The following is a 23,340-nucleotide window of genomic DNA, read 5'->3' on the forward strand; positions in this document are numbered from 1 at the left end:
TGTCGTCGGGCAGAAATTGGATTACAATTATAGATGAAGGGAGGGGATTCAAATGGCGAACTCGTTTTGGGAAGATATATATCACGCGATCGAGGCGGGCGGACGAGTCGAGGGGATTCTTGAGCCGTCACGGGCGCTCTTGTTGTTCGACACGAAAGCTGGCGACGTCTACAACTTGTACATAAGAACGGATAAAGCGTGGGCCAACCACGTCGCCATGGACATCGAGGCGGTCATGAACTCGTTTCGTCTCGCACGTCTTGGAAGAGAGAAGCTTCGCGTTCACGTTTACGGGGAGCCGCTCGTCGATGAGGAACGGCTGAAGACGCTGACATTCTCGATTTCGGCCAAAGTGACGATCGAACGGCACTTCGCGACGGAAGACGGAGCCGAACGCTATCGACCTCTCGCCTTGGAACTCGACAAAGAGCGGAAAGCCGAGTTGAAGCGACGTTTCGCTTTTGGGAAACCCCAAGCCGTCTATTTTTTCATGTTCGCGACGTTTCTCGTCATGTGGCTCGCCGAATCAATCGGCTCCACGCTCGACCCGGAGACGCTCATCCGGTTCGGGGCGAAAGTCAATCCGCTCATCGACGACGGCGAATGGTGGCGGCTTGTCACCCCGATGTTTCTTCATATCGGTTGGTTCCATTTTTCCATCAACATGTTCGCGCTCTGGTCGCTCGGCCCACTCGTGGAACGAATGTACGGCTCGCCGCGTTTTGTCGTCATTTATCTGCTCGCCGGTCTGATTGCCTCGACGGCCTCGTACGCGCTCAGTGACGCCATCTCGGCCGGGGCGTCGGGTGCGTTGTTCGGGCTTGTCGGAGCGTTGCTTTATTTCGGCCTGCGGGACCGGTCACTTTTCATGAAGACGCTCGGTCCGCCGTTGTTTATTATGTTAGGATTAAACGTAGGACTCGCCTTCGTCCTTGGCGCGAGCTTGGACCATTCTGCTCACGCTGGAGGTCTGGTCGGTGGGTTTTTGATGGCCGGTGCCGTCGGGTTACCAGATGAACATAAGCAAGTGCGCCGGGCAGGTTTTACGATTGCCGCCATCTTGCTTGCGATAGCCTTTTACGCATACGGCTACTATCGATGACAAAGGAGTAATGACATGATTGATACGTTGAAACAACTAGTCGCAATACCGAGTCCGTCCGGGATGACGGACGAAGCGATCGGCTTTGTCGAGCAGCAACTGTCGACGCTCGGCGTCGAGACGAAACGGTTGCATAAAGGAGCGCTACTTGCGACGTTCCCGGGACGCATCGGTCCTGCCCGTTTGTTGACCGCGCACGTCGACACGCTCGGGGCGATGGTGAAAGACATCTTGCCGAGCGGACGGCTCCGTCTTTCTCAAGTCGGCGGATATGCGTGGACGGCGATCGAAGGAGAGAACTGTCTCGTCCATCGGGAGTCAGGGGAGCCGATTGATGGAACGATCTTGGTGCACCAATCGAGCGTTCACGTCTACAAAGACACGAACAGCGCCGAACGGTCGTCGTCGACGATCGAAGTACGTCTCGATGCCGATGTGCACAGTGCAGAAGACGTGAGAGGTCTCGGGATCGAAGTGGGAGACTTCGTCTCGTTCGACCCGCGCTTTAAACAGACGGAAACAGGTTACATTAAGTCGCGCCACCTCGATGACAAGGCTTCGGTCGCCATTTTATTAGATTTGGCCCGGGAGCTCGTGTCCGCAGATTTACCGCACCGTGTCCACTATTTGATTTCGAACTACGAAGAGGTCGGTTTCGGTGGCAACGCCGGCATTCCGGATGACGTCGTCGAATACGTCGCCGTCGATATGGGGGCGCTTGGAGACGGCCAGCATTCGGACGAGTATACGGTGTCGATTTGTGCGAAAGACTCGTCGGGTCCGTATGATTTGGAACTGCGCCGCTTGTTCACATCGCTTTGCCGAAAACATGACATCGCGTTTAAAGTCGATCTTTATCCTTATTATGGCTCCGACGCCTCGGCGGCGGTTCGGGCCGGCTACGATGTTCGGCACGCGCTCATCGGCCCCGGCATCGAGTCGAGCCACAGTTACGAGCGGACGCACGTCTCGTCGCTCGAGGCGACGCGGGCGCTATTGTACCGTTACGTCTTGACGGAGATGGAGGGACGATCGTGAAAAACTTTTACGATGTTCAACAGTTTTTGAAATCGTTCGGGACGATCATCTATATCGGGGAGCGGGACGCCGAGATCGGTCTCATGATGATGGAGCTCGATGAACTGCACGCCGGTGGGATGATCGAACAACGTGAATACGACACGGCGAAAATCATCTTGACGCACGAATTAAAAAATTCAATAGATTGACAGAAAAACCCCTTGTGCAAATGTTTGCACAAGGGGTTGAATAGTGTAAACTATTGGATGAAAGCGATTTAATTGAGATGAGGAGTGGACTAGATGAAGTGGTTATTAGGGATCGACATCGGAGGAACGACGGTGAAAATGGCCGTCCTCGATATGAATGGTATCATTTCTGACAAATGGGAAATCAAGACGGATATTCGTGACAACGGGGTACATATTCCGACGGATATCGCAACTTCCTTCAACGCCTATCTCGCGCAATCGGGCAAGGCGAAGGAAGACTTTGCCGGCGCCGGAATCGGCGCTCCGGGATTCATCAATTTCTCGGAAGGTGTCGTCGAGTACTCGCCGAACATCGGATGGAAAAACTTTGCGCTCGTCAGTGAGTTCGAGAAAGCGGTCGGATTGCCGGCCGTATTAGAAAATGACGCCAACGCGGCCGCGCTCGGCGAGATGTGGAAAGGTGCCGGCGAAGGTGCCTCGGAGTTGCTCGCCATCACGCTCGGCACCGGGGTCGGCGGCGGTGTCATCACGAACGGCAATATCGTACACGGTGCCGCTGGGATGGCCGGAGAAATCGGTCATATCACGGTCGAGCGCGATGAGACGAAAGCAGTGAAATGCGGCTGCGGCCGGACAGGGTGCATCGAGACGATCGCATCCGCGACAGGTGTCGCTCGTTTGGCGCTTCAAAAACGGAAAAATCGGACGACTTCGTTGAATGAGTTGAAAGAAGTGACGGCTCGTGACGTTTTCGAAGCGTTCAAAGCGAACGATGAAGTGGCGACTGAGGTCGTCCGCGAGATGACGGAGTATTTAGGGCTTACAATCTCCAACATCGCCAATACGTTGAACCCGAAAATCATCGTCATCGGCGGCGGTGTCTCGAAAGCGAGAGAAGCACTGCTTGAACCGCTCGATGAACAGTTCAAACGATTCGCCCTCGAACGCGTCTACACATCGACGACGTTCAAAATCGCTGAACTTGAGAACGATGCGGGCGTCATCGGGTGCGCATGGCTCGCCCGCAAACATTTCTTGCCGACACGCGTTTAATCGATCTGACGACCTGCACGCCTATGCCTCGAGCATAGGCGTGTTTTTAGTATGGAAAGGGTATTGAATAATGTAAATTTTGTAACCCCACGGTTGATTTTTTGTTAAAAAAGGGGTAAGATTTGAACTTGATACTGGACTAATACCGTTCGTGAAACATAGAACATACTCACCACGGACGAAGTGAAGGCGAGTCGATGGACAACGCCATAAAACTGAAAAGAGGAGGAGACCGTCAGATGAAGTCATCTCAACGCTTCTCGAAGCTTACAATGCGACTGAATGAAACGGTCCGCGCTTCGTTTCAAGAATATCGTTTATTCTGGATCTTTACTTTATTGCTTTGGACGAAGACGTACATCGTATATCAATTTTTCTTTAATATCCCGATTGAAAACACCGCGCAAGCATTTATTTTATTGATCAGCCCGATCAGTTCAACGCTGTTCCTATTCGCGTTTAGTTTCTTCTTTAAAGGCAGCAAGCAGAAATGGGTGCTCTACACGCTGTATGCGTTCGCCTCGTTCATCTTGTTCGCCGATGCCGTCTACTACCGTGAGTTCACCGACTACTTGACGATGCCGGTCATCTTGCAACCGTCGAACATGGAGACGTTATCGACATCGTTCACGTCGCTGTTGGAATGGAAAGACTTGATCATCCTCGGCGATGTGCTCGTCTTGCCGTTCCTCCTATGGAAAGTGAACACCCGCCAAAACGCGGCGTCTCATCGCCGTGCGCTCGTCACGTTCGTGGCGGCCGTGGCCGTGTTCCTCTTCAACTTGTCACTCGCTGAGACGGAGCGCCCGGAATTGTTGACGCGCTCGTTCGACCGTGAACTGCTCGTCAAAAATATCGGGACGTTCAACTTCCACGTATACGACGCGATGCTCCAGACGAAGACGTCTGCCCAAAAGGCGATGGCCGATGGATCGGAACTTGCCGAGATCGAGCAGTTCACCCGTCAAAACTATGCCGCCCCGAACCCTGATCTGTTCGGCAAGTATAAAGGGAAGAACGTGATCGTCGTCTCGTTCGAGTCAGCCCAAAACTTCACGCACAATATGAAAGCCTCGAACGGCGAGTACATCACACCGAACTTGAACAAGTTGATCGAAGAGTCGCACTACTGGCCGAACTATTATCACACTGTCGGACAAGGGAAGACGTCCGACGCCGAGTTCGCCCTCGACAACTCGCTTTACGGACTTCCGCGAGGTGCGGTCTACTTTACGAACGCCGACAACGAATATCAGGCGCTTCCGGAATTGATCAAAGACGACAATTACTATTCGACCGTGTTCCACGCGAACAATAAATCGTTCTGGAATCGCGACCATATGTACAAAAACGTCGGCGTGGACGAGTTTTTCGATGAGAAGAGCTACGACCTCGGTAATCCGGAAGATATGACCGAATGGGGACTGCTTGATGACAGTTTCTTCGAACAATCGATTCCGATGCTCGAAGAGTTGCCGCAACCGTTCTACGCGAAGTTCATCACTTTGACGAACCACTTCCCGTACACGATGCCGAGTGAGGAGTATGAGCTCGTGCCGAAGTTCGAGACGAACTCGACGACGCTCAACAACTTCCCACAGGCGCTCGCATACCAAGATTACGCGCTCGGACTGTTCATCGACGAGCTGAAGGCGAACGGCATGTGGGACGACACGATTTTCGTCGTCTACGGTGACCATTACGGCATCTCGACGAACCATAACGCCGCGATGGCCGACCTTCTTGGAAAAGAAGAGCTGACACCGTACGATGTGGCGAAACTTCAGCAAGTCCCATTTGCGATTCATTTGCCTGGCCAAGAAAACGGACAAGTCCATGAAACGGTCGGCAGCCATATCGATATGAAACCGACAATCCTGCACTTGCTCGGCATTGACACGTCCGACCTCGTCGGATTCGGCAACGACCTCTTCTCTGAAGAGCGTAACAGCCGTGCCATCTTCCGGGATGGAACGGTCGTCACCGATGAATACGTTTGGACACAATCGCTTTGCTATGATGCCGAGACGGGTGAAGCCGTGGAAGATGCCTCTCTTTGCGGACCGATCAGCGAAGAAGCGGAGAACATTCTTCAAATGAATGATGACTTGATTTACTCAGACTTGTTGCGCTTCAAAGAACAGTCGGATAATAAATGAACGAGCAAGCGTCACCCGTTCGGGTGACGCTTTTTTGGTACAAAAAAGACGGCCGAGGCCGTCTTTTTCAATGCGTGTGTTAGCTCGGGATTCCACCGTAAATCAATGTCGCGACGCCGAAAAATCCAAAGACGAGTACAGTAAGCGCGGCGAAGGCGAGTGGAAAGAATTGACGTTTCTTGAATGAACGGGCCATTCCCCAAATCGCCACAAGTGCGACGATAAGTGAAATCCATCCAAACGGCTCATACAAATGCATGACGAGTTCCCCCTTTATTATACGTCATGAAATTCATAAAAATTTCACTGAAATATCATTATTATTTTATCCGAAATAGAGGGCGGTGTCGAGCAAAGAAAGGCGTCGCTACAATTTTGCCACAATATCGATTAGAATGGGGAAGGAGGTGTTCATATGAACGTAGTAAAAATCACATCAGGCTTGGCGCAAGAAAACGGGTATGTCGTGGAACAAGACGGTACGGTCGTCATCATCGACCCGGGAACCGATGACCCGCGCTTCTTTGAAGCGGTAGAACGCTTCGGTGGAGTGCAGGCGATCTTGTTGACGCATGCCCATTTCGATCATATCGGTGGGATCGATGCGCTTCGCGACCGCTATAACGTCCCGGTCTACATCCACGAGGCCGAACGAACGTGGCTCATGGACGATGAAAAGAACGGCGCCGCGAAATTCCATTTGCCTTACGCATCCATGCGGCCGGCCGAGCGAGTCTACCAAGGGAAATCGTTGCAAATCGGTGCTCTCGAGTTCGGTCTTCATCATACTCCAGGCCACTCGCCAGGAAGCGTCACACTTCACGCGGCGGATGCTGGCGTCGCGTTTTGCGGAGATCTCATTTTCAAACAGTCGGTCGGGCGGACGGACCTGTACGGAGGGGAGCAAGCGACGCTTCTCGGTTCGATCGACCGCATCCGTCAACTGTTGCCACCCGAGACCGTCCTTTATTCCGGGCACGGACCAAAAACGACACTTGAAGCTGAAATCCGGTCCAATCCGTTTTTCAGCCGGTAAATGTAAAAAAAGATTGTCTCTTGGCGAGACAATCTTTTTTTACATTTGGAAGTTACTCCAATACGTGAAGACGACGAAGAATACAGTCAAGTAAGCCCCGAACACGTATACATACGTTTTTTCAGTCAACTTCAAGTAGCCTAGTGCGACGAAGAAAATAGTTTGAGCTAAAAAGACAAGACCCATTACGACGAAGTCACCAGTATGTTCGCTGCTGCTTTGATCTCCACCGAGTGCGCCCACGAAAGCAAGCGCCGCGATCAATCCAGTCCAAAAACCAAGGACACGGTACATTCTCGCCATGTTAATCCCCCCATACGTACATTATTCCATTCTCATTCACTATTTTACCAACACATTAAAAAAAATGCTATGAAAACGTGTGAATTGAGCAAAATAATCGTGAAAAAAATGTGAAATTTAAGAGTGGCGAAGGGTTGTACAAAAAAATAAAAAAAGTTGTACAAATACTGTACATAATTGTCCAACCGTTGTATAATCAACTTACACACACTGAACGACCGGGAACACATCTCATAAGGAGGCTTTAACAATGGCAAATGAACTGATGTTTTATACGTATCCAAGCTGTACTTCATGCCGGAAGACGAAGGCATTTTTACAAGACCAGCAACTCAACGTGAGCGAACGTCATATTTTCCGTGACGCCCCTTCGGTCGACGAACTGTTGACGTTGTTGACACTTTGTGACAACGGAGTCGAATCCCTTCTCGCCACACGGAGTCAAGCGTTCAAACAGTTGGACGTCGATGTCGATGACTTGAAATTGAGCGAGTTGCTTCAACTCATGAGTGAAAACCCTAAATTGTTGAAGCGCCCGATCTTGACGGACGGGAAAGAAGTGATTGTCGGTTACGACAAAGTATCGATTGAGACGTATGCCCGCCGCCATGACCTCACAACTTCAAACGTTTCCTAAAACAAGTCCACTTTTCAAAAGGTGGGCTTTTTTTTTATGCTTTCTGTGAGGTGGGGGAGATGAAAGTGATGACGGCACGACTCGTCGAGGCGGCGAGGGCATTACGGGCAAGCGACGTGCATTTCATGCCGGCCGGCGAACAAGTGGCGGTCCACGTTCGCTTTGGGAGCCGTTTACAAGTGATTGAGACGATGACGCGGTTCGACTATGAGCGGTTGACGTTACATATGAAATATTGGTGTTCACTCACAGAAACCGACCACCGCGTCCCGCAATCAGGAATGTATGACGCGGGTACGGCGGTCGTGCGTGTCACGTTCCTCCCGTCCTTCGAACATGTCCTCATGTCGTGGCGGTTACCAAACGCGTCGTATCAATTACGGGACTTGGTGACAGAAGAAGACGCGAGACGATTCGAGGCGATGGCCGAGCTTCGTCGCGGCTTGTTCATCATTGGCGGTGCGACCGGTGCCGGGAAGACGACGGTGCTCTATGCGTTGCTCGAACAGATGAACAACCGGCGCATCGTCACAATTGAAAATCCGCCTGAGCAGCAAGTGCCCGGCGTGATCCAACTTGAAGTGAACGTGTTGGCCGGTCTTGATCATCGCCAGTTGTTGAAGGAGACGCTCCGGGCCGACCCCGATGTCATCGTCATCGGGGAGGTGAGGACGAGTGAAGAGTTGCACGTAGCCCATGATGCGGCACTGAGCGGACATTTGACGATGGTGACGTTTCATACATCGACGATCGAAGACGGCGAACGACGGCTCAAACAGCTCGTCGGAACGATGGATGTCGCACGGCATTGGTGCGTGCTCAGCCGAGAAGAAGGAGTGAGTTGTTCATGGTCGATACCCGAGCCAACAATGAACTGAACACGATCCGGCGATTCCTGCGGCTCCAGGCCAGGGGTGTCGGATTAAAAAAGACGTTTGAAACGCTTGAATTACATGAACGGGGACGGGACAGACGGACGGTATATGAGATGCGGCTGAAGCTTGAAGGCGGGGCCCCTCTATCGGAAGTGTTCGCCGGACTCATCAAAGATGGACGGATGCAGGAACTGCTCGAGACGGCTGAGCGGGGGCATCACTTCATCGAAGGGCTTGAACAAGTGCTCGCCTTATCGACGATGCGCCGATCGCTCGAGCAAGAATTACGGCAGCTCGCCCGTTATCCGCTCGTCATTCTGACGATGCTGTTCGGCTTGGGCACGATTTACGCCCTTTATATCTTCCCGAAGCTTCTTGCCATGGTCGAGCTTGAGCAGATGAACGGGATGAACGCTGTTTTACTGTCGAAAGGGTTTTTCCCCGGATTGTTTCTTGCCGTCGTCCTGACGGCGGGGGGGCTTTACGCGTCCGGAAAGCGTGGGTGGGTCCGTGTCCCGATCATCGAACGCGGGCAACGTCTATACGTGACCTACTTGTTCGTCAGTGAACTGTCATTGTTGCGGGAAGGGCAAGCCTCGGTTAGGACCATCGTGGAACGATTGGCAAACGGCGAAGGGGAAGTAGCCTCGATGGCGAAGCGAATGCACGACCGTATGTCTTCCGGACTCGAGCTAGAGGAGGCGGCGCGGGCGGAACAGCTCCTTGACCATGAAGTTGTCAGCTTGTTCGGTGTCGGCACGGTGAGCGGCGAGCTCGGGATGATCATGTCGCTACACCGTGACCTCGTCTTCGAAGAGATGGAGCTGTACTGGAAACAACTTATCGCGAAAACGGAACCGGCGCTATATGGGTTGTTGACGGTCATGGTGACGATGATGTTTTATACGATCTATTTGCCGGTCCAGCTGATCATGAACCAATTATGAGGAGGAATTCACATGAACCGAATGAAGGCAGAGCAAGGATTCACACTCGTCGAGATGGCGGCGGTGTTGCTCATCATTTCCGTATTGTTGCTGTTGCTCGTCCCGTCGATGTCGGACGGCAAAAGTCGGGCCGACAGTGTAAGTTGTGAAGGCAGCGTCCGCATCGTCGAGTCCGAGATCAATTTGTATTACGCCGAGCACAAGGCGTATCCGGAATCACTCGCCGTCATTAAGCGAAACGGTTCCGGCGACCCGCTCACATACAGCTGTCAGTCGATGACGTATACGTACGCTCCCACGACCGGTACGTTGACGAAGCAATGAAAGACGGGTACACGTTCGTCGAGATGGCAGCTGTCCTCGTGATCTTGTCGATGCTGTTGCTCATAGCGATGCCGAGCGTCCGTTCTGTCGAGCGCCTCGCCTTGGTCGACTTCACCGAGGCGCTGCTCGCGGACATCGCCGAAGTCGGACAATACCCGTACGTCGCCTCCGATGAGAAATGTGTGCCTCGTTTGCGTTGGTACATCAAAGAACGGCGTTATCACATCACGTGCGGGTTGACCTCGATCAAAACGGTGAGAGTACCAGATGGCGTCGACATCAGCCTGCCGACGACGAGTGACATCGTGTTCTCGAAGACGGCAGCGACGTACGCCGGACAATGGAAGTTTTCTTCGGGACAGTTGGCTGTCACGCTGAAGTTTCGCATGGGCACTTACGAGCCGGAGGTGATCCGCAGTGAGGGATGGTGAACAAGGGGTCACGTTTTGGGAAGTTTGTCTCAGTCTGACCCTCCTGCTCGGTTGGGGCGGTGTGCTCGTCCCGTTCGTCGAGGCCGGGAACGAACGCGTCGCCCGTCTTGAAATGACGGTTCGCATATATGAACGATTGCAAGGGGAGGTGGTGAAGGATGCGGACGAACCGGGCGGACGATTGGCAGTTTGCGAAGGTGACCATTGCCTCCCGACATTGTGAATCAGGATTTACGCTGCTCGAGCTGACGTTCACGTTGCTCCTCGTCCCGTTGTTCATTGCTTTGCTCGTCCATATGCTGGCGTTCGGCGGGGCGCTTTATGAGCAGCCTCGAGGGAACGTGACGATGACGCCGCAGCTGTTCGTTCGAAAAGTCATCGACAGCCGGGACTGCACGGTCAACGACGGACGGCTCGCCGGGGTGTATGTGCGGCCCGACAAGACGACGTGGGCGTGGACGTTGAAACAGATTAACGGCAACTTGGTCATGGTCGGAGAGGGAGGAGGGAATCTGCTATTTATAAGAGGAATCGATCGCTATCACGTCGAAACGGTAGGGAGCGGTTATCGGGTGCGGTGGGCCGATGCGACCGGGGAACGAGAAAAGTATGTCATGTGCATGAGGGCGGCTTCTTTCTCATCTCTTCTTTGATCGTCGTGACGTGGATACTCGGTGCGGCTTTATTTTGGTATACTGATATCGAACGAACGACGGAGCGTCTCGCGCTCGACGTCCTCGCCATCCGGTTCGAGGCCCATCTGCTCGTGGCGAAAAAGCAGTGCCGGACGGTCCCGCTCACCTTGACGAGACCGACCGGCACCGTCACTTGCCGCCCGCTCGGCGCAGGGACAGCAGAAGTCGAGATTTGGCTCGAGACGGGAGAACGCCATAAAGAGGTGATCTATTTTGATGAGTAGACCGTTTTACATCATCGGTTTTATGGGTACAGGTAAATCAAGCTTAAAACGATATTTGGAAACAACGAATCAAGTCATTGATTTGGATGAGGTGTTTGAGCGGCGCTACGGGACGAACATCGCGACTTATTTCGCCTGTCACGGCGAAGAGGCTTTTCGCCAACGCGAGACCGAGTTACTCCGGACGGTCAGCGCCGATTTCATCGTGACTGGAGGAGGGGTCGTCGAACGGGCGGAAAATCTCGAGTGGATGCTACATAACGGCACCGTCGTCGCTCTCGACTTGCCGTTTGAGACGTGCTGGGAGAGGATCCGTCATTCGGACCGTCCGCTCGTCAAACGGGGAAAAGATAGTGTGAAGGCACTCTATGAAAGACGTCGCCCTTTGTACGCGCAAGCGCATCTCGTAATGGACGCTTCGCTCGGGACAATGGCGATCGCCGATGAACTATATCGCTTGAAGGAGGAAAATAAATGATTTGGATCAATCTTGCCATTATCGTGCTCGCACTTCTCGGGCTCGGCCTATACGGCTTTTTACTTTACAAGAAGAAGATGGCGGGTGACGTTCGTCGCGTCAAACGACTGACCGAGCGGTTTCAAATTCGGATCAATGTGATCCAGCAACTCATCGATGACATCAAGCGTCATGTCGATACGGTTAACAAATCCGTGACTGAGATGAAGCGTCTGTCGGTCAAAGTGAAGGACGAGTCACTTGAATTGAAAGATGCCTCAATCGGATTGACGAAAGAAATCAAACGGACCGCCGGAATCGAAAGCTCGACCGTTTCCACCGAGAGTAAAATATGAAATAATGAGGATGAAAACGTTTTCGTTTTCCATCCTCTTTCTTTTTGCCCGCTTTAGGCTATGCAACGGCGAAGAAAATTGATAGAGTGATAGTGAAAACGAAATATTTCACGATATTCTATACTTATGTTCGGGATTGGGGGATATTATGGAGAAAGTTACGTTGAAACGTACGCCTTTGTATGAATTGATTGCTCCGAAGGCGAAGATGGTGGAGTTTGCGGGGTTTGATATGCCGATCATGTTCTCTTCAATTAAGGAAGAGCATGTCGCCGTGCGAGAAGACGTCGGCATGTTCGACGTGTCGCATATGGGAGAGATTCGAGTCGAAGGACCGGACGCTTTGGCGGCCGTCCAACGACTCGTGACGAACGATGTATCGAAACTTCACATCGGTCAAGCGCAATATAACTTGTTCTGTCTACCGAATGGGGGAGTCGTCGATGACTTGCTCGTCTATCGACTCGATGAGGACGCCTTCTGGCTCGTCGTCAACGCCTCGAACATTGAAAAAGACGTGGCGCACGTGAACGAGTACGCAACGGGAGACGTCACGGTGACGGATGAGTCGGATGCATATGGTCAAATCGCGATTCAAGGACCGAACGCCGAGGCGGTACTCTCGCGGATCACTGATTTGCCGTTGCATGAGATCAAGTTTTTCCGTTTCTTGACGGGCGACGTGGCCGGTGTGACGACAATCGTCTCAAGAAGCGGTTACACGGGTGAAGACGGGTTCGAACTTTACGCCAAAGCGGAACAGATGCCGCATATCTGGTCAGCGCTCGAAGCTGAAGGGGTGACGCCGTGTGGGCTCGGTGCCCGTGACACATTACGATTTGAGGCGTGCCTCCCGCTTTACGGCCACGAGCTTGATGAGACGGTCACTCCGTTTGAGGCGAATTTGAACTTCGCGGTCAAACTTGATACCGACTTCATTGGAAAAGACGCGCTCGTTGAGCAAAAAGAAAATATCCCACAACGTCTTATCGGCTTGAAGCTGCTCGGTCGCGGCATCGCGCGCCAAGGGGCGACTGTCGAGTTTGATGGGGAAGCGATTGGGGTCGTGACGACGGGGACGATGCCGCCGACAGTGAATGAATCGATCGCCTGGGCACGCGTCGACCGCCGTTATATCGAACAAACGAACTTCGTCGTCGACGTTCGGGGCAAAAAAATAGAAGCCGAACGAGTACCGACACCGTTTTATAAACGTAAATGATACAGGGGGATTCAGAATGAACAGAATGGAATTTCGCTATTTACCGATGACGGAGCAAGATGAGCGTGACATGTTGCAGACCATCGGGGTTGAGTCGATCGAAGAGTTGCTCGAAGACATCCCGGCCTCGCTCCGTGAGACGGCGTCGCTGTCTGCGATCGGGGCACCACTGCCGGAAGTTGATCTCGTGCGGCATATGTCGAAGCTCGCGGAGAAGAACTTGCACACGAAGTCGCATCCGAGTTTCCTCGGCGCGGGCATGTACGACCATTTGTCACCGAGCGTCATGAATCATATGTTGCTCCGCTCTGAATTTTACACGGCATATACACCTTATCAGCCTGAAATCTCACAAGGAGAATTGCAAGCGATGTTCGAGTTTCAGACGATGATCTGTGAACTGACTGGCATGGACGTCGCCAACTCGTCGATGTACGACGGCATCACGGCGCTGGCCGAGGCGACATATCTTGCGAGCGCCCATACGAAGAAGAAGCGAGTCATCGTATCGGGAGCCGTCCACCCAGAAGCGAAAGACGTCATCGAGACGTATGCCGGGGGTCCTGGATTGAACGTCGAGTTCACCCCGGTCGCCGATGGATTGACCGATGTGACGAACCTCGACTTGACCGACGCTTCATGTCTCGTCGTGCAATATCCGAACTTCTACGGTCGAATCGAAGACTTGGCCGTGCTCGCCCAAGCGGCGCATGACGCGGGAGCGCTGTTCGTCGTTTCAAGCAACCCGCTCGCGCTCGGTATTTTGGAGTCACCTGGTGCGCTCGGGGCCGACATCACGGTCGGGGATGCTCAACCGTTCGGGATCCCGCAAAGCTTCGGGGGGCCGTCGTGTGGTTACTTCGCCGTGAAACAAGCACTCATGCGCAAACTCCCAGGCCGCCTCGTCGGGCAGACTGTTGATGAAGACGGAAAACGCGGCTTTGTTTTGACGTTACAGGCCCGTGAACAACATATCCGGCGTGACAAGGCGACGTCGAACATTTGCTCGAACCAGGCGCTCAATGCGCTCGCCGCATCGATCACGATGTCCGCGCTCGGCAAGTATGGGATTCGCGACATGGCCGTTCGAAACATGCAAACGGCGCATTATATGAAAGAGTCGCTTAAAACGGCTGGATATACGATTGCCGACGAAGGGCCGATGTTCAATGAGTTCGTCGTCGATTTCAACGTCGATGCCGATGAAGTGTCACGCCATTTGTTAGACAACGGGATCATCGGCGGCTTGCCGCTCGGAACGTATGAATCAGCTCGCCGCACACACATGCTCGTTTGCGCGACCGAGCTTCGGACGAAAGAAGAGATCGATCGCTTTATCGAAGTCGTTGGGGGGATGAACTGATGCAACACGAACAAACGCTCATTTTTGAAGTGTCACGCGCCGGTCGTACCGGCTACAACTTACCGACGCCGACCGTGCCGGAAGTCGACCTCGAGACGCTCTTGCCGGCCTCGATGATTCGTCAAGAGGCGGCCGAACTGCCGGAAGTGTCCGAACTTGATGTCGTCCGTCACTACACGTCGTTATCGACTCGCAACCATGGCGTCGATTCCGGCTTCTATCCGCTCGGGTCTTGCACGATGAAATATAACCCGAAAGTGAATGAAGATATGGCGCGCCTGCCTGGATTTGCCCATATTCATCCGCTTCAGCCGCTCGAGTCAGTACAAGGAGCGCTTGAGATGATGGTCGACTTGCAAGACCAACTCGCCGAAATCACCGGGATGGATGAAGTGACGCTTCAACCGGCAGCCGGAGCCCACGGGGAATGGACGGGGCTCATGTTGATCAAGGCGTTCCATCACCATAACGGCGACACGCATCGGACGAAAGTGCTCGTACCGGACTCGGCGCACGGGACGAACCCGGCTTCGGCTGTGGTCGCCGGATTCGAGACGGTTACCGTCAAATCCGATGAGCGTGGCCTCGTCGACCTTGCGGACTTGAAAGCGAAAGTCGGGGAAGACACGGCGGCTCTCATGCTCACGAACCCGAACACGCTCGGGTTGTTTGAAGCGGATATCCTTGAAATCGCGAAAGTCGTCCACGAAGCAGGCGGCAAGCTTTATTACGACGGTGCCAACTCGAATGCGATTTTAGGCATCGCCCGTCCTGGGGATATGGGCTTTGACGTCGTCCACTTGAACTTGCACAAGACGTTCACCGGACCGCACGGCGGCGGCGGACCGGGTTCTGGTCCCGTCGGCGTCAAACACGACTTGATTCCGTACTTGCCGACGCCGATTGTGAAGAAGGCGGATACAGGTTTCACGCTCGACTACGATCGACCGCAGTCGATTGGCCGCATTAAGCCGTTTTACGGCAACTTTGGCATCAACGTCCGTGCCTACAGCTACATCAAGACGATGGGGGCGGAAGGATTGACGCGGGTGTCGCGTGAAGCGGTCTTGAACGCCAACTATATGTTCGCTCGTCTGAAAGACGCGTTCGACGTGCCGTATGACACGTACTGTAAACATGAGTTCGTCTTGTCCGGCAAACGTCAAAAAGCGCTCGGCGTCCGCACGCTCGATATCGCTAAACGGCTGCTCGACTTCGGCTATCATCCGCCGACGATTTATTTCCCGCTCAACGTCGAGGAGTGCATCATGGTCGAACCGACCGAGACGGAGTCGAAAGAGACGCTCGATGCGTTCTGTGACGCGATGCTGCAAATCGTCAAAGAAGCAGAAGAGAATCCGGAGATCGTTCAGACGGCGCCTCATACGACGGTCGTCAAGCGACTCGATGAGACGCTCGCTGCCCGCAAGCCGGTCTTGAAATATGAACGGCGCCAACCGTCGTCCATCAATTGATCGTGACCCACTCGTTGTGAACGAGTGGGTTTTTGTAAGGTGCTTCACCTGATTGTAACGAGTCCGTGGGCTAATAAGTTACTGGAAAAGTGTTGACGCCGAAATCAATCATCAAATTGTTTTGAAGTTATATGAAAACAAGCGTTGCCTCAACTCTCGTTGGGGCAACGCTTGTTTGTTCAGGTCAGCCTTTTTTGACTTTCCCTTTCCATTGTTTGAATCCGCCTTCGAGCATGTAAATGTCGGTGAATCCGTTTTTCATGAGCAACTTGGCCGCCTGGTTCGAGCGGGATTTGCCTTGGCAGTACATGAGGATCGGCTGATCTTTCCGGAGCTCTTTCATGCGGAGCTTCATTTGACCGACCGGGATGTTGCGGGCACCAGTGATATGGCCGCCTTTGTATTCGTTCGGTTCGCGGACGTCGATGAGCTGGCCTTTTCTGAGTGAGGCGCGGAATTCTTCTTGCTTCATTTTTTTCAAACCGCGCGCCGGCATAAAGCGCCAGACGATGTATGCGATGAGTGCACCCCAAAGGATGATGACGAGGATTGTTTCAATTCCCATTGCTGTTCTTCCTTTCTCTACTTAAAGTTACCATCCTCCATTATAAAGAATATGACGTCGGGACACAACGACTGACTCATGTATTTCCTGCTGGGACTTCCTGTTTCCTGTCGGTTACGCTAAAATGGAGGTTGGATAACGGAACTGAAGGGGAGGCCACGCCCATGCCGACACCGAGTATGGAAGATTACTTAGAACGAATTTATTTATTAATGACGGAGAAAGGGTACGCCCGAGTATCCGATATCGCCGAACATTTAGGGGTGCACCCTTCCTCAGTCACGAAAATGGTTCAAAAACTCGATCGTGAAGAATATTTGGTCTATGAAAAATATCGAGGGCTCATGCTGACGAATAAAGGGCAAAAAATTGGAAAACGACTTGTCGAGCGGCACGCGATGCTCGAGTCGTTTCTGCGGCTCATCGGGGTGGATGAGGCTGACGTGTATGAAGATGTCGAGGGAATCGAACACCATTTGAGCTCGAACACGCTCGACTGTATGACCCGGTTCGTGGAGTTTTTTGAGGACAAGCCCGAGTTGATGGAACAGTTCCATCAGTTTCAACAGATGAAGCGGACGCAAGACGAGTAAGGAACAGGTGGCTCCGGTACGCGTATCGGAGCCGCTTTTTTGTCGGATACAACATCTAAAACCGAACAATAACTGTTGTATCTCGAAAGATGTGTGGTTTTTAACTGGATTTATGATAGAATGGGGGCTGGATACAACATGGAGGGGGTGACGGCGAACAATCGCCGGAAAACATGGACATACACATTAAAGGAAAATTATTTGATGAGGTTCAAATCAAACAACGAGTGAAAGAGCTTGCGGAGCAGATTGAACAGGACGCGAACGGAACACCGATCGTCCTCGTCGCCGTGTTGAAAGGATCGATGGTGTTCGCGGCGGACTTGATGCGGCAAATGACGGGAAGTGTTCAACTCGACACCGTCGCCGCTTCGTCTTATGGGAAGAAGTCAGTCTCGAGCGGGAACGTTCAACTTCGGAAAGACCTTGACCTCGACGTCGAAGGAAAGTACGTCGTCATCATTGAAGATATCATCGACACAGGGCAAACACTTAAATTTTTATGTCAGCATATGACGTTGCACCAGCCTGGGGAGTTAAAAATTTGTACGTTGCTCGATAAGCCGGCCCGGCGTCTCGTGACGCTTGACGCCGATTATGTCGGTTTTGAGATTCCGGACGAGTTTGTGATCGGTTATGGAATCGATTACGCCGAGCAGTATCGGAACTTGCCATATATCGGATTCGTAGAGACGGATTGAACAGGAAAAGAGGATGACACGGGCCCGTGTCATCCTCTTGTTACATGTTCGCCTTCTTTTTCTTTTTGCCTTTTTTTCCTTCGATGACGGTGAGGCGAGGTGCGTCCGTCCGGTTCAATGAAGAACGTTTCGAAAGTTTCGTCACGTTCGACCCCGGTTTGACCTTCGCTTTTTTCTTCGTGGCCGCTGACGGCTTCACTTTAGGGTCGTTTGGCCGTTGCATCCGTCTTTTCGAGGCTTGGGCCGTCTTTCGGTAGCGCACATCCTCAGCCGAGATTTTAGGCGCCATGAACACTTTGTAGATGACATAAAAGATTAACCCGAAAATACCGATGAAAAGTAACTGTCTGAACAATCGGCCCGGTTCTGTCGCGAGCATGTGACCGACACCGATGAACCCTAAGATGAACACGATAATCGCTGCGGTCGAACCGATTCTTTGTCTGATCATGGCGTTTCCTCCTCTTTAACCCTCTCTGTTGACGGCCGGTTGCAAAGTCTCGGCCCGTTCCCACGTCTCGAACGCTTCGATGGCGACACGGATCTGCTCGTCGTTCGGCTCACGCGTCGTCAAAAGCTGGAGCGAGAGCCCGGGTTTGCCGAGGGCAGATAAATAACGATGGTCACGGAAGCGGTTCGTAAATTGAAGTACTTCAAACGAGATCCCGATCACGACCGGTAACAATGCGATACGGCTGACGAGTCGAACCCATAGCGGGTCGATCGGGACGATCATATACACGCCGATGCCGACGAATACGGTGAACAAGATGAAACTCGAGCCACAACGGTAATGCAACCGCGAGCTGGCCCGAACGTTCTCGACCGTGATCGGACGACCAGACTCGTAACAGTTGATCACTTTATGCTCGGCGCCATGGTATTGAAACACTCGTTTGATTAAAGGCGTCAACGAGATCAAATACAAATAGCTGAGCAGTAATACTAATTTTATTCCCCCTTCAAGGAGGTTTTGAATCACATGTCCGGATAATGCCGGCACGTTTTGAAACATGGCGGCCAAAAGAGCCGGTGTGACGTTGAAGATCAGCTTTCCGAACACGTAAGAGATGACGCCGACGATGGCGATCATGAGCACCATGAACATGTTTTGTTTTTGTTCCGGTTTCTCGACTACATCTTCACTCGGGTCGACGTCATAACGGTCGCTCGCGAACGTCATATGGGCCGATCCGTTCTTTAACGATTCGTACAGTGCGACGATCCCGCGCAAGAACGGGACTTTTTTAAGGGATTGGACCCACGGGACGAGGATGCGGGGTTGGTTGAACGTTTCAATCGACCCGTCTTTGCGTCGAATCGCCGATGCGCTCTCGGTCCGCCCTTGAAACATCACCCCTTCGACGAGCGCTTGCCCGCCGACGGGGGTGGATGGTTTAGTTGTCATACGTTTTCCTCGATTCTACCAGTAGTATAGTTGAATTATACCGTGATTCGGGAGAAAAACGAAACCTCAGGCGACACGATTCACGCGCTCTACATAAATTTGTTACAATAGAAGCGACTTGACGAAGGGGGAATGAAGGTTGCGTATTCTTGTATTGAACGGACCGAACTTGAATTTGCTCGGATTACGGGAGCCGGACGTGTATGGAAACGTGTCGCTAAAAGGGCTGGCGAGCACGTTGTTGCTTGCGGCGCCGGAAGAAGTGGAGCTCACGTTCATCCAATCAAACCATGAAGGTGAGTTGATCGATGCGTTGCACGATGCGTTCGATTATGAAGGCGTCATCTTCAATGCCGGTGCCTACACGCACACGTCGATCGCGCTTCGTGACGCGATCGCGGCCATCACCGCCCCTGTCGTCGAAGTACATATCTCGAACGTGCACGCGCGTGAGCCGTTCCGTCATGAATCTATTCTTGCCGGCGTCTGTCTCGGCGTCATCAGCGGGTTTGGCTTGACGAGTTATACGCTTGCGCTCCAGGCACTGATCGAACATTGGAGGAATCGACATGATTGAACGCGTCAGTAAGTTACAACATGCACTAGCAGCTAACGGGATCGACGGACTTCTCGTGACGAAACGGGAGAACATCCGCTATTTATCTGGCTTTACTGGATCGAGCGGTGTCGTACTCATCACGGCCGAGACGGCGAGCTTCATTACCGATTTCCGCTACACCGAGCAAGCGGCGAGCCAAGTGAAAGGCTATACAATCGTCGAGCTTGACACGTCGCTCGTCAAATCGGTGGGTGACATCGTGACACGTGAAGCGGTGAAGCGCCTCGGGATCGAACAAGACGACATGACCGTCGGCCTATATCGCACGTATGAAAAAGAAGTGACGGCCGAACTCGTCGAGACGTCGGGAATCGTTGAAAAGCTACGCTTGATTAAGGATGAGGCAGAGCTTAAGATAATGAAGGAAGCTGCGGCGATTGCTGATGCGGCTTTCGAACATATCCAAACGTTCATCCGTCCGGGCCGTACCGAGAAAGAAGTCGCGAACGAACTCGAGATGTTCATGCGCGCTCAAGGGGCAGACTCGTCTTCGTTCGATATGATCGTCGCCTCGGGATGGCGTTCGGCACTTCCGCACGGCGTGGCCAGTGAGAAAGTAATCGAAGCGGGAGAGCTCGTGACGCTCGACTTCGGAGCATACTATAAAGGATACTGCTCAGATATTACGCGCACGCTCGCGATCGGACCGATCTCTGACGAGTTGCAAAACATTTACGATACGGTGCTCCGGGCCCAACTCGCCGGTGTAGCCGGCACGAAGGCCGGTATTTCAGGTATCGAGGCGGACGCGTTGACGCGTGACGTCATCAAAGAAGCCGGATACGGTGAATACTTCGGACACTCGACCGGACATGGACTCGGCATGGAAGTCCATGAGGCGCCAGGACTCTCATTCCGCTCCGAGACGATTTTGGAACCAGGTATGGTCGTCACGATCGAGCCGGGTATCTACATCGCCGGTGTCGGCGGTTGCCGCATCGAGGATGACGTCGTGATCACAGAAGACGGATGTGTTCGTCTCACGCAATCGCCAAAAGAGTTAATCACGATCGAGGCATAAGTCTCGTCTGAAACTAGGAGGAAATCAATATGGTATCAGTTAACGATTTAAAAACAGGTTTAACGGTGAAGACGTCGGACGGATCGATTTGGCAAGTTATCGAGTTCCAACACGTCAAACCAGGTAAGGGCGCTGCGTTCGTCCGGACGAAGATGCGCAACTTGCGCACGGGTGCTATCCAGGAGACGACGTTCCGCGGCGGCGAACGCATCGAGCGTGCCCATATCGAACGTAAACGGATGCAGTACTTGTATCCGATGGGGGACACGTACGTGTTCATGGACAACGAGTCGTACGAGCAACTCGAATTGACGAGCGAACAAGTGAAAGCGGCTCTCCCTTACATGCTTGAGAACATGGAAGTGAGCATCGCAGATTACAACGGCGAGATTCTCGGAATCGAACTTCCGACGACGGTCGTCTTAACAATCGTGGAAGCCGACCCTGGCGTCAAAGGGGACACGGCTTCGAACGTGAAGAAGAACGCGACAGTCGAAACGGGACATATCATTCAAGTCCCACTCTTCATCGAGCCAGGTGAAAAAGTCACGGTCGACACACGTACAGGTGAGTTCACGGGACGTTATAACGGGTAATATCGAGAGTGTCCATTCTGCGGAATGGGCACTCTTTTTTGTCGTTGCATTCACTGGTCTGACCAGTTATAGTAGAGTAGAGATTAGTACCAGGTATAAACAGGGGGTATATTCATGCAAATCGATCACATTAAAGAGCTGATGGAACTGCTCGACCAGACGTCAATCCACGAGATGGAGCTCGAGACGTCCGAGTTCAAGTTATCATTGAAAAAAGAGGCGGCCCCGCAAGTCGTCCAGGCGACTGCACCGCTCGCACCGGTAAACCCGATCTCGGCTCCGACGCCGATTGCAGCACCGGACGAAGAGGCGGCTGTCACGCCGGCCAACGATTATCGGACGATCACATCGCCGATGGTCGGCACGTTTTATTCACGTCCTGCGCCTGACAAAGAAGCGTTCGTCAAAGTCGGAGACCGGGTCGAGGCCGGTCAAGTCGTCTGTATTTTAGAGGCGATGAAACTGTTTAACGACGTCGAAGCGGAAATCGGCGGGGAAATCGTCGAGATGCTCGTGGCCGATGGTGACTTGGTCGAATATGGGCAAGCGCTCTTCAGCGTGAAGTGAGGTCGGCATGAAACTACTAATAGCAAACCGCGGGGAAATCGCGGTACGAATCATCCGTGCGGCTAAAGAACTGAACATCCCGACCGTCGCCGTCTTCTCCGAGGCTGACCGGGAAGCGCTCCATGTCAAGCTCGCCGACGAGGCGTACTGCATCGGTCCGAATCCGTCAAAAGACTCGTATTTGAACATTCCGAACATTTTGTCGGTCGCATGCGCGGTCGATGCGACGATGATTCATCCGGGATATGGCTTTTTGGCGGAAAATGCCGAGTTCGCCGAGATGAGCGAGGCGTGCGGCATCCAGTTCGTCGGACCGAGCAGTTACGCGATTCGGAAGATGGGCATCAAGGATGAGGCGAAGCGGACGATGATCGAGTCAGGTGTCCCGGTTGTTCCCGGATCGAGTGGCGTCGTCACAGATGGGGAAGCGATCGAGCTCGCCCGTGAAATCGGCTATCCGGTCATCATCAAAGCGACGGCGGGCGGCGGCGGGCGCGGCATCCGTGTCGCGTTCGATGAAGAGGAACTCATCAAAGGACTCGTTGCCACACGTAAAGAAGCGAAGCAAGCGTTCGGAAACGGGGACGTCTATTTAGAGAAATATATCGAATCGTTCCGCCACGTCGAAGTGCAAGTGCTCGCTGACCAGTACGGCAACGTCATCCATCTCGGAGAGCGCGACTGCACGATTCAACGTCGGATGCAAAAACTCGTGGAAGAAGCGCCGTCCCCGGCGATCGATGAGACGACGCGTCGGGCGATGGGAGATGCGGCCGTGAAAGCGGCGAAAGCGATCCAATATTCGGGCGCGGGGACGATCGAGTTCATCTACGTCCCTGAAGTGAACGAGTTTTATTTCATGGAGATGAACACGCGTATCCAAGTCGAACATCCGGTCACCGAGATGATCACCGGCTTCGACCTCGTCCAAGCCCAGCTCGAAGTCGCGCTCGGTCATCCGCTCGCGATCTCGCAAGACGATATCGTCTTCTCGGGTCATTCGATCGAATGTCGCATCAATGCGGAAGACCCGTTCGCAGACTTCCGGCCGATGGCAGGAAGAATCGACCAGTATATCGTTCCGGGTGGGATGGGCGTGCGCGTCGACAGCGGGCTCTATGCCGGAGCGGTCATTCCGCCGTTTTATGATTCGATGGTCGCGAAGCTGATCGTTCACGCTCCGACGCGAGAGGAAGCGATTGCGAAGATGCTTCGCGCGCTCGACGAGTTCACGGTGTCAGGGATCCATACGACGATTCCGTTCCATCAACAAGTCATGGCGCACGAGCGCTTCCGGACAGGTACGTTCGACACGAAATTTGTCGAAAAAGAAATGACGCTCTCCAAATGACAACGACCAGGAAGCCCGAACATTATTT

General features: G+C 53.0%; 31 protein-coding genes. 26 read left to right on the plus strand and 5 right to left on the minus strand.

Annotated elements, in window-relative coordinates; translation table 11 throughout:
* Nucleotides 1-52 precede the first annotated feature (52 nt).
* From JJU47_RS11185 to JJU47_RS11205, 5 genes are all read left to right on the plus strand, one after another.
* Nucleotides 53-1,102 carry a rhomboid family intramembrane serine protease gene (locus tag JJU47_RS11185; protein WP_228619403.1) on the plus strand — a complete coding sequence of 350 codons (1,050 nt, stop codon included), beginning with the start codon at nt 53-55 and terminating at the stop codon, nt 1,100-1,102.
* Between the two features lie 15 nt (nt 1,103-1,117).
* Complete coding sequence (locus tag JJU47_RS11190; RefSeq protein ID WP_228619405.1) at nt 1,118-2,140, plus strand: M42 family metallopeptidase; 1,023 nt, start codon at nt 1,118-1,120, stop codon at nt 2,138-2,140.
* The gene (locus JJU47_RS11195; protein ID WP_024371488.1) at nt 2,137-2,331 is read left to right on the plus strand and encodes a YqgQ family protein; all 195 of its coding nucleotides are present in this window, start codon (nt 2,137-2,139) and stop codon (nt 2,329-2,331) included. The genes JJU47_RS11190 and JJU47_RS11195 overlap by 4 nt, the downstream gene beginning before the upstream one ends.
* A gap of 93 nt (nt 2,332-2,424) precedes the next feature.
* Entirely contained in the window at nt 2,425-3,387 is a 963-nt protein-coding gene (locus tag JJU47_RS11200) for an ROK family glucokinase (protein WP_228619408.1), read from the plus strand.
* Between the two features lie 239 nt (nt 3,388-3,626).
* On the plus strand, nt 3,627-5,546 hold the full coding sequence (locus JJU47_RS11205; protein WP_228619410.1) for an LTA synthase family protein: 1,920 nt from the start codon (nt 3,627-3,629) through the stop codon (nt 5,544-5,546).
* Between the two features lie 79 nt (nt 5,547-5,625).
* Here JJU47_RS11205 and JJU47_RS11210 read toward each other — a convergent pair whose 3' ends face one another.
* Nucleotides 5,626-5,805, minus strand: a complete 180-nt coding sequence (locus tag JJU47_RS11210; protein ID WP_024371491.1) for a DUF2759 domain-containing protein — start codon at nt 5,803-5,805, stop codon at nt 5,626-5,628.
* 156 nt (nt 5,806-5,961) lie between these two features.
* Here JJU47_RS11210 and JJU47_RS11215 point away from each other — a divergent pair, with 156 nt between their 5' ends.
* The gene (locus tag JJU47_RS11215; protein WP_228619412.1) at nt 5,962-6,582 is read left to right on the plus strand and encodes an MBL fold metallo-hydrolase; all 621 of its coding nucleotides are present in this window, start codon (nt 5,962-5,964) and stop codon (nt 6,580-6,582) included.
* Between the two features lie 39 nt (nt 6,583-6,621).
* Here JJU47_RS11215 and JJU47_RS11220 read toward each other — a convergent pair whose 3' ends face one another.
* Nucleotides 6,622-6,885 carry a DUF2626 domain-containing protein gene (locus tag JJU47_RS11220; RefSeq protein WP_228619415.1) on the minus strand — a complete coding sequence of 88 codons (264 nt, stop codon included), beginning with the start codon at nt 6,883-6,885 and terminating at the stop codon, nt 6,622-6,624.
* 250 nt (nt 6,886-7,135) lie between these two features.
* On the opposite strand from JJU47_RS11220, the gene JJU47_RS11225 reads away from it, so the two are divergent.
* The 13 genes from JJU47_RS11225 to gcvPB all read left to right on the plus strand — a co-directional run bounded on the left by JJU47_RS11225 (nt 7,136) and on the right by gcvPB (nt 15,891).
* Complete coding sequence (locus tag JJU47_RS11225) at nt 7,136-7,522, plus strand: Spx/MgsR family RNA polymerase-binding regulatory protein (RefSeq protein ID WP_228619417.1); 387 nt, start codon at nt 7,136-7,138, stop codon at nt 7,520-7,522.
* 59 nt (nt 7,523-7,581) lie between these two features.
* Nucleotides 7,582-8,400: an ATPase, T2SS/T4P/T4SS family gene (locus JJU47_RS11230; RefSeq protein WP_228619420.1), complete on the plus strand. Its 819-nt coding sequence runs from the start codon at nt 7,582-7,584 to the stop codon at nt 8,398-8,400.
* Nucleotides 8,370-9,344, plus strand: a complete 975-nt coding sequence (locus JJU47_RS11235) for a type II secretion system F family protein (protein WP_228619423.1) — start codon at nt 8,370-8,372, stop codon at nt 9,342-9,344. The genes JJU47_RS11230 and JJU47_RS11235 overlap by 31 nt, the downstream gene beginning before the upstream one ends.
* 12 nt (nt 9,345-9,356) lie before the next feature.
* Complete coding sequence (locus JJU47_RS11240) at nt 9,357-9,668, plus strand: prepilin-type N-terminal cleavage/methylation domain-containing protein (RefSeq protein WP_228619425.1); 312 nt, start codon at nt 9,357-9,359, stop codon at nt 9,666-9,668.
* Nucleotides 9,665-10,099: a prepilin-type N-terminal cleavage/methylation domain-containing protein gene (locus tag JJU47_RS11245; protein WP_228619428.1), complete on the plus strand. Its 435-nt coding sequence runs from the start codon at nt 9,665-9,667 to the stop codon at nt 10,097-10,099. The genes JJU47_RS11240 and JJU47_RS11245 overlap by 4 nt, the downstream gene beginning before the upstream one ends.
* Nucleotides 10,086-10,322 (plus strand): hypothetical protein, encoded by a 237-nt coding sequence (locus JJU47_RS11250; protein WP_228619430.1) that lies wholly within the window; start codon nt 10,086-10,088, stop codon nt 10,320-10,322. The genes JJU47_RS11245 and JJU47_RS11250 overlap by 14 nt, the downstream gene beginning before the upstream one ends.
* Nucleotides 10,258-10,752, plus strand: a complete 495-nt coding sequence (locus JJU47_RS11255) for a hypothetical protein (RefSeq protein WP_228619433.1) — start codon at nt 10,258-10,260, stop codon at nt 10,750-10,752. Before JJU47_RS11250 ends, JJU47_RS11255 begins: the two co-directional genes overlap by 65 nt.
* Nucleotides 10,716-11,018, plus strand: a complete 303-nt coding sequence (locus tag JJU47_RS11260; RefSeq protein WP_228619435.1) for a hypothetical protein — start codon at nt 10,716-10,718, stop codon at nt 11,016-11,018. Before JJU47_RS11255 ends, JJU47_RS11260 begins: the two co-directional genes overlap by 37 nt.
* Nucleotides 11,011-11,496, plus strand: coding sequence for a shikimate kinase (locus JJU47_RS11265; protein WP_228619437.1), 486 nt, complete (start codon nt 11,011-11,013; stop codon nt 11,494-11,496). The genes JJU47_RS11260 and JJU47_RS11265 overlap by 8 nt, the downstream gene beginning before the upstream one ends.
* A complete protein-coding gene (locus JJU47_RS11270) occupies nt 11,493-11,831 on the plus strand; it encodes a hypothetical protein (protein ID WP_228619440.1) in 339 nt (112 codons plus the stop codon). The genes JJU47_RS11265 and JJU47_RS11270 overlap by 4 nt, the downstream gene beginning before the upstream one ends.
* 148 nt (nt 11,832-11,979) lie before the next feature.
* A complete protein-coding gene (gene gcvT, locus JJU47_RS11275; RefSeq protein ID WP_228619442.1) occupies nt 11,980-13,053 on the plus strand; it encodes a glycine cleavage system aminomethyltransferase GcvT in 1,074 nt (357 codons plus the stop codon).
* A gap of 25 nt (nt 13,054-13,078) precedes the next feature.
* Nucleotides 13,079-14,416 (plus strand): aminomethyl-transferring glycine dehydrogenase subunit GcvPA, encoded by a 1,338-nt coding sequence (gene gcvPA / locus JJU47_RS11280; protein ID WP_228619566.1) that lies wholly within the window; start codon nt 13,079-13,081, stop codon nt 14,414-14,416.
* Complete coding sequence (gene gcvPB, locus JJU47_RS11285; RefSeq protein WP_228619444.1) at nt 14,416-15,891, plus strand: aminomethyl-transferring glycine dehydrogenase subunit GcvPB; 1,476 nt, start codon at nt 14,416-14,418, stop codon at nt 15,889-15,891. The genes gcvPA and gcvPB overlap by 1 nt, the downstream gene beginning before the upstream one ends.
* A 184-nt stretch (nt 15,892-16,075) precedes the next feature.
* On the opposite strand, the gene JJU47_RS11290 is transcribed toward gcvPB, so the two are convergent.
* A complete protein-coding gene (locus JJU47_RS11290; protein ID WP_029334789.1) occupies nt 16,076-16,456 on the minus strand; it encodes a rhodanese-like domain-containing protein in 381 nt (126 codons plus the stop codon).
* A gap of 164 nt (nt 16,457-16,620) precedes the next feature.
* Between JJU47_RS11290 and mntR the strand changes: the two genes are divergently transcribed.
* Nucleotides 16,621-17,049, plus strand: a complete 429-nt coding sequence (gene mntR / locus JJU47_RS11295; protein WP_228619447.1) for a transcriptional regulator MntR — start codon at nt 16,621-16,623, stop codon at nt 17,047-17,049.
* Between the two features lie 173 nt (nt 17,050-17,222).
* Nucleotides 17,223-17,750, plus strand: coding sequence for a hypoxanthine phosphoribosyltransferase (gene hpt, locus JJU47_RS11300; RefSeq protein WP_228619449.1), 528 nt, complete (start codon nt 17,223-17,225; stop codon nt 17,748-17,750).
* A 40-nt stretch (nt 17,751-17,790) separates the two neighbouring features.
* Here hpt and JJU47_RS11305 read toward each other — a convergent pair whose 3' ends face one another.
* The gene (locus JJU47_RS11305; protein ID WP_228619452.1) at nt 17,791-18,201 is read right to left on the minus strand and encodes an SA1362 family protein; all 411 of its coding nucleotides are present in this window, start codon (nt 18,199-18,201) and stop codon (nt 17,791-17,793) included.
* A 15-nt stretch (nt 18,202-18,216) separates the two neighbouring features.
* Nucleotides 18,217-19,158 (minus strand): DUF1385 domain-containing protein, encoded by a 942-nt coding sequence (locus tag JJU47_RS11310; RefSeq protein ID WP_228619454.1) that lies wholly within the window; start codon nt 19,156-19,158, stop codon nt 18,217-18,219.
* Nucleotides 19,159-19,297: 139 nt separating this feature from the next.
* Here JJU47_RS11310 and aroQ point away from each other — a divergent pair, with 139 nt between their 5' ends.
* The 5 genes from aroQ (at nt 19,298) to accC (ending at nt 23,312) form a co-directional block, all read left to right on the plus strand.
* The gene (gene aroQ, locus JJU47_RS11315; protein ID WP_228619456.1) at nt 19,298-19,735 is read left to right on the plus strand and encodes a type II 3-dehydroquinate dehydratase; all 438 of its coding nucleotides are present in this window, start codon (nt 19,298-19,300) and stop codon (nt 19,733-19,735) included.
* Entirely contained in the window at nt 19,731-20,798 is a 1,068-nt protein-coding gene (locus JJU47_RS11320; protein WP_366511961.1) for a M24 family metallopeptidase, read from the plus strand. The genes aroQ and JJU47_RS11320 overlap by 5 nt, the downstream gene beginning before the upstream one ends.
* Nucleotides 20,799-20,827: 29 nt before the next feature.
* Nucleotides 20,828-21,394: an elongation factor P gene (efp, locus tag JJU47_RS11325; RefSeq protein WP_024371514.1), complete on the plus strand. Its 567-nt coding sequence runs from the start codon at nt 20,828-20,830 to the stop codon at nt 21,392-21,394.
* 114 nt (nt 21,395-21,508) lie between these two features.
* Nucleotides 21,509-21,961: an acetyl-CoA carboxylase biotin carboxyl carrier protein gene (gene accB / locus JJU47_RS11330; RefSeq protein ID WP_228619461.1), complete on the plus strand. Its 453-nt coding sequence runs from the start codon at nt 21,509-21,511 to the stop codon at nt 21,959-21,961.
* Nucleotides 21,962-21,968: 7 nt separating this feature from the next.
* Nucleotides 21,969-23,312, plus strand: a complete 1,344-nt coding sequence (gene accC, locus JJU47_RS11335; RefSeq protein ID WP_228619464.1) for an acetyl-CoA carboxylase biotin carboxylase subunit — start codon at nt 21,969-21,971, stop codon at nt 23,310-23,312.
* Nucleotides 23,313-23,340: the final 28 nt, after the last annotated feature.

This window comes from Exiguobacterium sp. (assembly GCF_020832205.1).
Taxonomy (GTDB): Bacteria; Bacillota; Bacilli; order Exiguobacteriales; family Exiguobacteriaceae; genus Exiguobacterium.